Consider the following 13,312-nt stretch of genomic DNA (forward strand, 5'->3'; position numbering starts at 1 on the left):
AAAATAAAACACAATCTTTAGAACGTATACCTCACTCCAAATTGTCCTTGGAATCTTGAGGCTAACTGATCTACAGTATAAGGTGATGTCGAAGGTTTTTGGAACGTATAAGTTGGATCGCCAGTAGCAACTCCGCCTAAGTTTCCTGATTTTGTTAACCCAAGATTTGCTGTTGAATTGTAGGTGTTCGGAACAAAGTAACTTCTTCCCCAATCTTTATTAATCAGGTTTCCGACATTTGCTATGCTGAATGAAAGCTGTAAAGTACCTGCTTTAGCAATTTTGATTTCATCCATTAGTTTCAGGTCAGCTTGTATGTTCCATGGTGTAGTGGCACCGTTTCTTTCCGTGAAGTTTCCTCTTCTGCTTTTCAAATAATCATTTCCATTAATAAAAGCTTCGTAATCTGCTACCTGTTGTGCTGCTGTAGCCGATGGAACTCCTGCTGCATTCACACCAATGTATTTCGCTGCTTCTGCGGCATCCTTGAAGATATAAGCCAATCCTGCTGCCTGACCCGTTCCTGCAATAGTGGAGTTTACAAATCCCCATGAAAACGGATTTCCGGATTGAGCATTGAAATATACATTTGCTGAGAACGTATTGTTATCGGCCACTTTTACGGCATATCCAACATTAGAAACAATTCTGTGCTTGATGTTGAAGTTGGATGTTGCTAACTGAGGATTATTTGGTGTTAACGACTGGTTCATCTGGAAATTACTTTCCATCGAGTTACGGATTCCGTTAGTAATATCTTTAGAATTTCCGTAGGTATAAGCGACCATAAAATTAAGACCAAAATCATACGTTTTTGAGATCATCTCCGTAATACTGTATCGGTATCCTTTGTTGGTGTTTGATAATAAATACGCATTTGAAAAAGCAGGATTTATATTGGCTGCATAAATGGGCATCTGATGATTGGTATCATAAGAAAAATAAGTTGGGTTATCAGTCTTATTGACTTGTTGAAATTCAAGATCACGAATTACTTTGGTATAAATACCTTCGGTGGTAAATTTATAACCGTTGATGATTTTATCGATGGCAAGTGAGTTTCTCAACACTGCCGGCATTTTAAATTTGTTATCCACTAAATCGGCCTGTACTTTTGGCGTTGCATCATGATAACCGTTTAATCCGTTTGCTGCCAAAGGATCTCCCGCTGTAGCAACTTGTGCCGGGCTAAGGTTATTTTTGTCATAACTTCCGTAACCTACACCATCATTGTAGTAAGCATATCCCAGCCATGCAAATGGAATTCTTCCTGTAAATACTCCTGATCCGCCACGAATAACAAGTGTTTTGTCTTCGTCAACATTATATGTAAATCCAATTCTTGGAGAAACTAATGCTGTACTGAAGAAGTTGTTTTTAATCTGACTTAAGGGAGTGTAGGAGTAAGTGTTACCGTAATTTGGATCAGCCGGAGAGTTTTGTACCTGCGGGCTTAATTTTGGTTTATTAGGCAGGTCTGTATAATCAATTCTCACACCAGGAGTAACTTTAAGTTTGTTGCCAATTCTAATTTCATCCTGTACATAAACACTGTAAAGATTTACTTTAAACTGTGCATAAGGATTGTTAAAGATTTGGTCTCTTGAAGAACCGTCAAAAGGATAGGTTCCACGAACACGGGTAGGAAGTTTGTTGTAGAAATCTGCCAGAGATTTGTAGGATACTCTTCCGTTAAGGGCATTTACGAATCCGTAATTGATGTCGTAGAACTCATTGTGTGTACCGAACAATAAGGTATGATTTCCGGTTTTGTAGGTAAGGTTATCTGTGATTTCGGCAGTATTTTGTTTCATGTTAAATACGGTTGCTTCACGATCGTTTCCTAAAAAGATGGTTCCGCCATTATATCCAATTTCGGTTTGTGGAAACATGATATTACCTGATTTTGGATCTCGATAATCTTTGATAGCCGAGTAACTGGCGATGAACGAGTTAGACCACTGGCTGTTAAAATGACTTTTAAGTTCTAAAACGGTACTGATAGATTGGTTTTTTTGCGTGAAATCCATGCTGGAGAATCTGAAATTTGCCGCATCACGCTCTAAGTTGGAAGCTTGCGAGATCACGGTGTTGTTTCGCAACGATAACGAATGTTTTTCGTTAATTTTCCAGTCTAATTTGTTGAAGAATTTTTGGCTTTTTGCAAAGTTGTTGTACCCACCGAAAGTTCCGGTATCAAATCCGTAGTTTGTTTTTACGAAGTCTGAGATTTGCTGAGCGGTAGTGTTGTCTACCAATGAAGTCAGTTTTCCGTTAGAATCAGTTTGTCCAGCATTGTAAAATATAGGATCAGTTCTTTCGGCATATTCCATATTCGTAAAGAAGAACAACTTATCTTTTACGATCGGTAAACCCAATCGGAATCCAATTTGATAATCACCAAAAGAGTTTGGCATTTTAGAACCGTCACCGGCATTGTTACGGCCTGTAATAGCCGCGTTTCTTCCGTAACTGTAAATCGATCCCGTAACATTGTTGCTGCCGCTTCTGGTAACAGCATTAACGCTTCCTCCTAATAAGTTACCTAATTTAATATCGTAAGGAGCAATATACACCTGAATATCCTGTATCGCATCAAGACTTATAGAGTTGGAACGTGTACTGCTTCCCGGCATTCCTGAAGTTCCTGATTGTCCCCCTAAAGACGGACTAAAACCGATCGCATCATTGTTGATCGAACCGTCGATCGTGACGTTGTTGTATCTGAAATTGGTACCGGCAAAAGAGTTGTTGGAACTTTGCGGAACTAATTTTGTCACATCCTGAATCCCGCGATTGATTAACGGAAGACCATTGACCTGTTTTTCATTAATGTTCGTTCCGTTATTTTTAGAAGAGGGTTTAGAACTTGTAATCACAACTTCTTCCAGTACATTGTTGTCTGCTTTGCCAACCACTATCACCGGCAGGTCATTATCGCCGAGTGCTAAGTGTATTTGTGCGTTGGAGTAGTCTTTAGTAGCAGAACTTTTAATTTCTAATTCGTAAGGTCCGCCGGCATTTAAATTTTCGAAACTAAATCTACCTTGTTTGTCTGTTACAGCTTTGTACACTGCATTAGTAGGTAAATGAGTTAAAGTAACTTCTGCACCCGTAAGCGGGCTTGTACCATCATTAACTTTTGCAGATAATGAAGAGGTAGTAATCTGAGCAAAAATGTTTCCCATAACAAGGAGCATTACAGCCGAAAAAATGAGTTTTAGTTTTGTCATTGATTTTTGAGTTTTTATTTGACAAAGAAACTCAGTTTGCTCCGATCGGATTTAACGCTTTTGTTAACTTAAAATGATAAAAATAGTTAGTGTTAACTTAAAATGATCAAGCCGTTAGGTTTGTAGAATCTTTTAGGTCTTTAAAATCAATGATTTGTGTAAATCATTAAAAATAAACGGATTAGAGTTGTATTTAAAGTAGATTAAAGAAAGATTAGAGTGTTAAGTAAAGGTTACCAACTGGAAAAACAGATTGGATTAAGGTTTGTAAAAACAGCAGAGAAACGAATCAGATTATGGAAATACTAAGGTAACAGAAGTACCTTTTCCAACTTCAGAATCTACTCTAACATGAATATCATGCAGTTTGAGTATCTGCATGGTAATGAAGAGACCTAAACCTTGTCCTTGTATGTGACGGGTATGATCGCTTCTGAAAAAAAGATCAAAAATAGATTCTTTGTCCTGTTCTGAAATTCCGGAGCCCTGATCTGTAATTTGTATTAAAAGTTTATGGTGCTCAGAGAAAGTTAAAACATTTACCGGTTTTGGAGATGAAAACTTGATCGCATTGTCTAAAATATTGTAAAGGGCTATAAAAAGCATATGTTTATTGGCATGAACCGAAAGTAAATTTTCACGATCGGCCAAAGCACTTAGATCTACCGATACTTTAGATTCGGGGTATTCAATTGCTTTTTTCTCCAGTACATTCCATAGTATTTCATCAATTCTTATGGTTTCCATTTGCTGAGGTTCAGACAACTGAAGTCCCGATAGTACCAGAAGACCATCTAAGGTTGATTTTAAATGCAGTGTGTCTTTTTTAAGAGATTTTAAAATTTCTTCATATTGCTCGTTGGTTCTGGGTTGTTGCAGGGATACGTCAATATCACCAATGATGATGGTCAAGGGAGTTTTGAGCTCGTGTGAGGCGTTTTTTAGAAAATTTTTCTGCGTCATCACACCGGTTTCAAGTCTTTCTAAGAGATAATTGAAAGTGGTTACAAGTTCTTTAATTTCATCTTTTTCCTGAGCTTGCTGCACTTCTAATCTCGAATGCAGATTTTCGGTGGTGATGGTATTTACTTTTGCAATGACTTCTTTAAAAGGACGGAAGGTTTGTTTGGCTAAAAATGTCCCCAAAAGATAGTTTAGAGGAATACCTGCCAGGTAAAAAAGGATAAACATTAGACCCAAAATCTCAAGCTGTCGGTTACCCGTGTGATTGATACCAGAGACTACAATTATAAAATCCCCTTGATTGTCTTTGTAAAATAAACCTACAAACTGCCTGTTTTTTATGGTAAACGATTCTATTTTATTTTTTACAATACTATTCAGTTCATGGTCGCTAAGCTCAATATCAATTGAATCTTTTAAGTATAATTTTTTGGTTTTAGCATCGTAAACCCGAATGGATTCATTGTTGATTCGGTGGTACTGAACTTCAATCTGATGGTATCGTTCGTTTGTGAATTCTTTTATTTCATCCTTCTTAAAATAAAATAAAGCAGCAGTCAAGGCATGATCTTCGAGATTGTCATAGTAAAGGTCTTTCATATGACTTCTGAAAAGCAGGAATGATCCGGTCATGAGTAATCCGACGATAAAAGCAAAAAGCAACGTAGAATTTACTGCTAATTTTTTTTTTAGATTCATAACGCTTTAGGTCTGTTTTTAATATATGGGAACATAATTCAAAATAAGTGGGTATTTATTTCCTCTCGCAGATTGCTTCGCCTGTTCCCTATCGCTCGGGTTAGCAGATTCAGCAGATTTTTACTCTTCACTCTTTACTCTTTACTCTTTACTCTTTACTCTTTGCTCTTTACTCTTTACTCTTTACTCTTTACTCTTTACTCTTTACTCTTTACTCTTTACTCTTTACTCTTTACTCTTTACTCTTTGCTCTTTACTCTTTACTCTTTGCTCTTTACTCTTTGCTCTTCACTCTTCACTCTTCACTCTTCACTCTTCACTCTTTACTCTTTTCAACTCTTCTGCTTCAACATATACCCCGTTCCTTTTATGGTATGAATGAGCGGAGTGGGGAAGTTCTTGTCGATTTTATTTCGCAGATAATTAATGTACACGTCAACAGTATTGGAGGTACTGTCAAAATCAATGTTCCAGACCGCTTGTGCAATGGCCACTCTTGACAAGGCAGTTTCGCGATTTTTCATAAAGAAAATCAGGAGTTTGAGTTCTCTTGATGAAAGGTTGAGCTCTTTGCCGTCTCTTGTGGCACTTTGTTCTTTCATATTGATTTCGATTCCGGCATAGGACTGAAAATCGAGAATTCCGGTACTGAATTCGGCACGACGAAGCTGTGCATTAATTCGGGCCAAAAGTTCTTCAAACAAAAAGGGTTTGGCGAGATAATCGTCGGCTCCGGATTGTAAACCTTTTACTTTTTCCTGTGGTGTATCAAGTGCACTTAAAATAAGTATGGGTACAATAATTTTTCTGCTTCGTAAAACTTCGCAAACTTCAAAGCCGGTAATGTCCGGAAGCATGATATCAAGGATAATGATATTGTACTCGTTTTGCATGACCTCTTTGATGGCTTCAAAACCTTTGGTAATGGTTTTAACTTCATACAAATGTTCTTCTAATCCTCTTGTGATAAATGATGCCACTCTGGGATCATCTTCAACTAATAACACTCTGTTCATATTCGAAATATAATGGAGGAGTGACTCCTCTTTTAGGTAATAAAGCAATCCTTATGATGCGTTACCGGATTTATTTTTTTATCGTTTAATTCTAATAAGGTGTTTTCGATCATTTCAGACATTGCATCAAGGGCAAGATCGTTAGGCTGCAGGCCAAATGGATTTTCGAGTTCATCTGCAATGGCTTCCAACGCCACAAAAGTATAGGCAATAAAAACAATGATAAACGGTGTAATCCAGCCCATAGTTTCGACAAAACCAAAGGACAATAAAAAGCAATAAATATAAACCGTTCTGTGTAATAATACACTGTAGGTGTAGGGGATAGGTGTGCCGGCAATTCGTTCGCATCCGCCAACAATATCGGACAGTTTATTTAAATTTTCTTCAAAAGCCAGTTGTGTAACACTGTCTATTTTATTTTCAGCTTTAGCGTCTTTTACCCAAAGACCTAATTCTCTTAAAAGGAGTATGGGTTTGTAGCGAGTTTCTTTTAATTGGTCGGCAAACTCTTTGGGTAGTAATCGACTCATATCGGCATCAGAATTGGTTTCCCGAAGCTGATGTTTGAGACTGTATACAAATGCAATAAGCAAATTAGTGAATTTTTCGCGTTGGACTTCATATCCTTTATCAGGAACAAGAGTGATGCTTTGTCGGGCAAGAGATCGGGTATCATTGAGCAATGCACCCCAAAGTTTTCGCCCTTCCCAAAAACGATCGTAACTCACACTGTTCCTGAAACCGAGGAAAATGGCCAGCGCAATTCCAAACAATGTAAAAATAGCAGGATTGATGTGCAGATTATATTGGAGTAGCCAGGGTTTAAAATAAACCACGACAAAGGAAAACAGCAGTAATAATAAAAGCCTTGGAAGCAGCTGTGGCAAAACGGAACCTCGCCATTCAAAGAGCATTTTAAACCAGGTATTCTTTTTCTTTATAATCATTGATGCTGATTAGATTTAATACCATAAAAGTAATTAAAAGTGCGGCCTCAAACAAAAAATGATAGAAATATATGAGGATTAAACGAGATCAGGCGTATAGATTGGAGTTTACTCTTTCGCCCTTACAGGACTTTGATAGATGGTTTATTTATTTCATAATACGCTGCATTATGCTTTTGCCTTTGGATTTTCAGCCCATCTTTGAGATTTAAATAAAAGTATTGAGAATATTATTCGAAGCTGCAATATTTTTTACAATGCAGTCTGATCTAAAAGAGATCACTTTTCCAAACCAGCTCTGAAAGAGCTTAAGCAACAGTATAGTGCAATGCACTATGCAGTAAATTAACATTAATTACCCTGAAAGGGTAAAAGCAAACCTAGGTTATACAGGCGTTTGCTCATCGAGAAATCAGTTTAAATTTGAATCAGTTACTAATTTGATTGTTTATCTGGAGATTACTCTTCCGTCCTTATTGAGACTTTGTCATTCAGAAATCAATTTGAAAACACTGAAAAATTAGTATTTCTGGCTCCTGAAATTTTGGTTTGTTATAAATTGAAAGTTTAATCTTATAAAAATGTATTTACGATTAATATTTTGTAGTACATTTACCCTTATTTGTCGTGGTTTTCGAATGTACTTGTAAGGGTATATGTATAAATAAGAAAAGAATATCAATTAAACAACGCCTGAAATTATGTTATTAGCCAACAATCACTTGACCATTGTGGTCGGGATAGATATTCATTTTACCACTTTGCCGCCTTTTAATCCCTTTCATCCTTATATAGGTATTGTAATTGACCCTGCAGATTATACTCCGTTTTTAGGTACCAGTGTGTATGTTAATGGTTTAAAAAGGGGTAACTCAGATACCAGCGGAATTATAATTCCTTTGGTGCATATTCCGCTTTTTAGCCCTCCCTGGCTTATGGCTCCCATTATTGGTCATGAAAGTGTGAACTTTTTTGCCTCACAAACCGTTTTTTCAGACAGTACCCGAATGAGCCCCAAAGGCCATATGCTAATGACCTGCAACGATATCGGAATCCCGATCTCGATGGGAAAAACAACCAAAGTAGGTCAAAAAAAGCTTCCCTTTGCCCCGACATTATTTGCCCCAACATCATTTTCTTTGCCTATTCCTACCGGAAAGCCCGTGATACTGGGCGGTCCTTATGTTCCCGATTTGGGAGGTATGCCTACCGGACTGATTGCCAGTATGGGTTTTGGTACCCTGATGAAAGAGAGGAGGAAAGCATTCAATAAATTTCTAAAAGGTGCTATTGGGCCTAATAAACTCAGTAAATTATTGTGTAAGGCAGGTTTTGAGCCTGTAAACCTGATCAACGGAGCGGTGATATATGAAGGCAGTGATTTTGATATTGCAAGTCCTATAACCCTGAATTGGGAGCGCAACTGGTATTCCGATTCAGACTATTTAGGCTGGCTCGGACATGGTGTACACAGTGTTTATGACAGAGCCGTAGAGTTGTATCCTGAAGATGATGCTTTAGGACTTCGTATGGACGATGGACGCCTGGTCGCTTTTCCTGCTTTACTACCCGGTGAAGAATTTTACCTGCGCCAGGAAAAAACCACTTTAAAAAGAACCCCAATCGGTTATCAGGCCTATGATCATAGCGGTAAACGGTATTATGATTTTGCCCTTTTTGACGGCAAAAAATACCAACTCACCCAAATAAGCAATTCCGATGGACTTTCTATCTTTTTTGAATTTTCGGGATATATCCTAAACAAAATCATCGATGCCTGTGGCCGAATCATAAAAGTAAGTACCAAAGACGGATTCATTCAGAAACTTGAACTGGAAGGCCCTGAGCAGGACGAGCTTTTAGTGGCCTATGAATATGATGAGTCACATAACATAATCGCTATTGTGGATGCCTTAGGCAAACCCACCCGAATCGTGTACGAGGATCATCTGATGGTGGAGAAAACGGATCGTAACGGACAAACCTTTTATTGGGAATACGATACTGAGAACCGTTGTGTACACACCTGGGGTGACGGAGGCTGGCAGGAAGGCCGGATCGAATATCATACTGAAGAAGGGTATAACCTGGTAACCGATGCCAACGGAGCGGTAACTACTTATTATTATGAACCTGATCAGCTCATTACCCGGATCAAAGACCCGTTAGGCAATAGTATCTATAACACTTATACCGAGTTTATGGAATTGTATCGCCAGATCGATCAGGAAGACCGTATCTTAGGATTCACTTATGATGAGATGGGCAATAAAATCAGTACCACTTATCCTGACGGCACTCAGGAAATGATGTTATTTGATGAGGAAAACCGTCCTTCCATAGCCATAGATCCGGAAGGACATAAAACCATCTATCTTTATAATGATCAAAAAACACATCAGCTCAAAACCATTATTGCACCCGATAAAACCTATACCAGTTTTACGTATTATGAAAACGGGCTATTGTCCGGCGTTGCTAAAAATAATAACGCACTTGAATTGGTTTATGATCAGCAGTATAATCTTATTGAATGGCGCGAAAACGACCAAAAACTAAAGAGTTGGGAATACGACCATCGTGGACGTGTAAAAGCCATTTACACCCCTATGCAAATGGCCGATTACTTTACCTATGATGCATTGGACAGAGTACAGCAAATTATAGAAAAAGACAGTAACATCATTGAGTTTGCGTATAATAATTATGAGGAAGTAATCGCTTTAAAAGACAATAAAAATCATATAAAATTCAGCTATACCCCAATGGGAAGCCTTGCCGTAAGAGAGCAAAACGGGGTAAAAGTACGTTTTGACTACGACAAGATTGAGCAGTTGACCAGTATAAAAAATGAAGACAACGAAAGTTATAGTTTTAGGAGAGACAAAGCCGGATACATCATGTGTGAAACCTCTTTTGACGGGATCATTAAAAAATACCATCGCAATCTGGCCGGTGAAGTAACCCGAATCGATCAAGGAGAGGGAAAATTTACCGACTATGAACGGGATGCACTCGGGCGAATTATCAGAGCCGATTACCATGATGGTAGCTGGGAAACCTATACCTACAACAAAAACGGATTACTGACAGAAGCCAACAACCAAAACGTAAGCATTTGTCTGGAACGCGATGCTGTTGGACGCATCGTAAAAGAAACCCAAAAACAACAACTTGACAGTCCCGAAAATGCTATAACGCTGATTTCAACTTATAACACCTTAGGACAGCGTACCCATATCGAAACAAGTCTTGGCGCCAACATCAACACCCACTACAACCCAAAAGGACAGCTCGAACGTATAGAAGCTCAAAGCAACGAACTCAAGGAACAACATCAGGCTTGGGAAACTACTCTGAAAAGAGATGATTTAGGGCGCGAGATAGAACGTTTTGCTACAGGAGGATTGCACATCAAAACCAGTTATAACAGCAGTGGGAAGCAAAAAGAACAGGAAGTTTTTGTCAATGGTAAACGTACCGGTTCCCGTTTCTATAATTGGGATACCAACGGACAGCTTCGCAGTGCTGTAAATCAGCTAACCCAAAACATGACCTACTTTGATTATGATGATTTTGGGAATTTGGCTAAAAGTTATAATGGAACTGAAGAACTCTATAGAACACCTGATGTCGTAGGAAACCTTTACAAAACCCTGGATCACAGCGATCGTAAATACGGTAAAGGAGGTAAACTGCTCAAAGACGATAACTACCATTACAAATATGATGAACTGGGGAATCTGATTCACAAAAGTCCTCGTGATATTACAAAACCGTTAGTTTTTGAAAAACCAACCAATCTCTTTGATAAACTTATAGGCAACAAAAAAGAAGAAAAAAAGCTACAACAAGAACACGAGCAGTGGCAACAAGGCGATACCATTTACCGCTGGCTGGCCAATGGTATGCTCGAGAGTTTACAAAACCCTGATGGTAAAGTGGTACGCTTTGAATATGATGCACTGGGCAGACGTACGGCAAAAATTGCCGACCAACAAATAAATCGCTATTTTTGGGACGGTAACGTTCTTATTCATGAGTGGAAATACGATCTGAAAGAAAGCCCCCGGTTAATCGCCATAGATGAAGACGGAGACTTTCTGATATACGATAAACCTGAGCCAAAAGACAATCTGATAACCTGGGTATATCAGGAAGGAAGTTTTACACCGAGTGCAAAAATAATGGGGGAAGAAAAATTCTCCATTATTAATGATTATATCGGTCGTCCTGTGCAGGCTTACAATGATACTGGTAATCTTATTTGGGAGACTGATTATGACATTTATGGTGCTTTAAAAGATTTAAAAGGGGATAGGAACTTCGTCCAATTCAGACAGCTCGGGCAATTTGAGGATGTAGAGACGGGCTTGTACTACAACCGATACCGTTATTACTCGCCGGACACAGGAACTTACCTGAGTCAGGACAGAATAGGACTGCTGGGAAATAACCCGAATTTCTATGCTTACGTGCATGACTCTAATGGATGGGTGGATCCGTTTGGGTTGAGTGCGGGACAATTGACTATTTATGCAGATGCTCCGGACAATACCTTTGTCGGCCATGCTTTTATTGGCGTGAATACAACCGGGGATCCTGAAGTATATCTGGGCCACTGGCCCGGACAAGGACGTGGTCTTCAAAAATCGGAGGCATGCCCTTTTATATTTTTCGGAATGCCGGGAATGTTAGTTGTAGATGATAAATCTCATTTAAGAAGTCCCGATTTGGTTTCAAGAACTTATCAACTTGATTTTAATCAAATGTCCCGTCTTTCAAATTATATAAGAGATTTTAATAGTGGGAATTCAGATACGTCCGGTTATCATTACCGCAGACAATGCGCCACTTTTGCGTATGGAGCTGCACAGGCAGTTGGTATAGAAGAAATGAGGTTGCCTTGTTATAAGTGGGTTACACCTGAAACTTTGGCAAATAAAATGATATATTTAAACAAAAGGGACCATATAAAATGTGTTTAGCAATTGCAATAGGCATATCAATCATTTAATTTATTATTTATGTTTTCAATATTATCCAGACCAACTATAGTTTCTTATGAAGAAGATCAGGATTCATGTATGTTAAATGTCTATTTAAAATCTCGTAAATGTGGCTTCATTTGCATATCCCAAAAACATGTCGTTTTTCATCTTTCTTGTGGATGTAGTAAAATTGGAAAAGGCGCATCAGATATCAAAAGTGTATTTTTAAAGTATGCAAACAATCAGATGATTATTTTTAGAGTTTATGATAATAAAGAAATACTTGTTATAAAATGTGATCAGATTATATATGAAAAAGCATTAAATTTTTTAAAAAATAAACAAAGAGAAATGAATGTGTTTATTTAGGTATGGCATTCGGGTTAAGAACTAATCTTAATTTTAAAGCTTAAATCAGTCTGGAAATAATCCAATTTGTATTCTTAATATTCATAATGGCAATGATTGGATTGATATTTTTGGATGAACTGAGATCCCTCAAAAAAAAAAGCCGATTTCCCCCAAGAAACCGACTTTTTTAATTTTTCCCGAGCGGGAAAAGTAGTTATTTAAGATTTTTATTTGTTAATTAACGTAAAGCAAATCTCAGCTTAAGTCCGTAAGAAACCAGTCTGACATTGTGTACGGATGGAGAATCCAATACGCTGTTGTATTGCAGCTGCACAGGAAGGTCCGGATTGTACTGTACCAGACTTTTGTCTCCATTTTTATTGTAGATGTTATTTAGACCATAATCGATATAAGCCCCAAGATAGAATGAACTTCTGTTCCCAATCTTTTGTTTTAAACCTGTTTCAAAAGTAGCAGAGTAAGACACTTTAGTATCTAAATCCTGTTCGCTGGTCTTTACATCATTAGTACTTGCAAAACCGGCAAACGCAGGGTTAAATAATTCTACATTGTATTGCGGATAGTAACCGCTTGTAGTAAGGTTTTGAAAGGTACTCTGATAACATCCTTTGATCGCAAATCCTACTTTAGCACCCGCAGCAACGTACAATTGAGTAGTTCCCGGAGTTTCAAATTGAATGGCGATTGGAACATTTATGTAACTCAGGCTTTGTTCTTCTCTGAAGTTAGTGGCTTTGTATCTAAACTGAAAGGTTTCATTTTCGGCATCTTTAGTAACATATTGTCCACTAAAAGAAGCATACTTTGCATCAGAATTATAGGATTGATACTCCGCTCCAATTCCGATACTTAAGCCTTCGTTTAAATAATAGGAGTATCTGATTCCTGCACTAATTCCGTTTCCGGGTACGATAGTACCACCGCCACTGTACTTAAGAAAAGAACCGGGTCCTGCGACGGAGATCGATATTTCCTGTTTTTTATCCTGACTATAGCCCTGGAGGCATATCGCTAAAAACGCCGTAACTGTAGCTATAGATTTTATAGAGGTACTGATATATTTTTTCATCTTAAAGTTGTATTAGCCA

Annotated in this window: 7 protein-coding genes; 2 read left to right on the plus strand and 5 right to left on the minus strand. The window is 38.1% G+C overall.

All coding sequences use genetic code 11. The annotated features are described in order from the left end of the window. Positions 1-17: 17 nt before the first annotated feature. From LNQ34_RS18270 to LNQ34_RS18285, 4 genes are all read right to left on the minus strand, one after another. Positions 18-3,233 (minus strand): TonB-dependent receptor, encoded by a 3,216-nt coding sequence (locus LNQ34_RS18270; RefSeq protein ID WP_230000759.1) that lies wholly within the window; start codon positions 3,231-3,233, stop codon positions 18-20. Between the two features lie 294 nt (positions 3,234-3,527). After that, positions 3,528-4,895: a HAMP domain-containing sensor histidine kinase gene (locus LNQ34_RS18275; protein ID WP_230000760.1), complete on the minus strand. Its 1,368-nt coding sequence runs from the start codon at positions 4,893-4,895 to the stop codon at positions 3,528-3,530. Between the two features lie 332 nt (positions 4,896-5,227). Beyond that, on the minus strand, positions 5,228-5,911 hold the full coding sequence (locus LNQ34_RS18280; RefSeq protein WP_202702890.1) for a response regulator transcription factor: 684 nt from the start codon (positions 5,909-5,911) through the stop codon (positions 5,228-5,230). Between the two features lie 32 nt (positions 5,912-5,943). Continuing rightward, positions 5,944-6,861 carry a bestrophin family protein gene (locus LNQ34_RS18285; RefSeq protein ID WP_230000761.1) on the minus strand — a complete coding sequence of 306 codons (918 nt, stop codon included), beginning with the start codon at positions 6,859-6,861 and terminating at the stop codon, positions 5,944-5,946. Positions 6,862-7,562: 701 nt separating this feature from the next. Between LNQ34_RS18285 and LNQ34_RS18290 the strand changes: the two genes are divergently transcribed. Continuing rightward, a complete protein-coding gene (locus tag LNQ34_RS18290; protein ID WP_230000762.1) occupies positions 7,563-11,849 on the plus strand; it encodes an RHS repeat-associated core domain-containing protein in 4,287 nt (1,428 codons plus the stop codon). A gap of 39 nt (positions 11,850-11,888) precedes the next feature. Continuing rightward, the gene (locus LNQ34_RS18295; RefSeq protein WP_230000763.1) at positions 11,889-12,221 is read left to right on the plus strand and encodes a hypothetical protein; all 333 of its coding nucleotides are present in this window, start codon (positions 11,889-11,891) and stop codon (positions 12,219-12,221) included. Between the two features lie 220 nt (positions 12,222-12,441). Here the strand turns inward: LNQ34_RS18295 and LNQ34_RS18300 are convergent, their stop codons facing one another. Next, a complete protein-coding gene (locus LNQ34_RS18300; RefSeq protein ID WP_230000764.1) occupies positions 12,442-13,293 on the minus strand; it encodes a PorT family protein in 852 nt (283 codons plus the stop codon). Positions 13,294-13,312 lie beyond the last annotated feature (19 nt).

The organism is Flavobacterium lipolyticum, assembly GCF_020905335.1.
Taxonomy (GTDB): domain Bacteria; phylum Bacteroidota; class Bacteroidia; order Flavobacteriales; family Flavobacteriaceae; genus Flavobacterium; species Flavobacterium lipolyticum.

What these genes read in the sequence shown, in the direction of transcription:
- LNQ34_RS18270 (WP_230000759.1), bottom strand. Translation starts at nt 3,233, where the DNA reads ATGACAAAACTAAAACTCATTTTTTCGGCTGTAATGCTCCTTGTTATG.
- LNQ34_RS18275 (WP_230000760.1), bottom strand. Translation starts at nt 4,895, where the DNA reads ATGAATCTAAAAAAAAAATTAGCAGTAAATTCTACGTTGCTTTTTGCT.
- LNQ34_RS18280 (WP_202702890.1), bottom strand. Translation starts at nt 5,911, where the DNA reads ATGAACAGAGTGTTATTAGTTGAAGATGATCCCAGAGTGGCATCATTT.
- LNQ34_RS18285 (WP_230000761.1), bottom strand. Translation starts at nt 6,861, where the DNA reads ATGATTATAAAGAAAAAGAATACCTGGTTTAAAATGCTCTTTGAATGG.
- LNQ34_RS18290 (WP_230000762.1), top strand. Translation starts at nt 7,563, where the DNA reads ATGTTATTAGCCAACAATCACTTGACCATTGTGGTCGGGATAGATATT.
- LNQ34_RS18295 (WP_230000763.1), top strand. Translation starts at nt 11,889, where the DNA reads ATGTTTTCAATATTATCCAGACCAACTATAGTTTCTTATGAAGAAGAT.
- LNQ34_RS18300 (WP_230000764.1), bottom strand. Translation starts at nt 13,293, where the DNA reads ATGAAAAAATATATCAGTACCTCTATAAAATCTATAGCTACAGTTACG.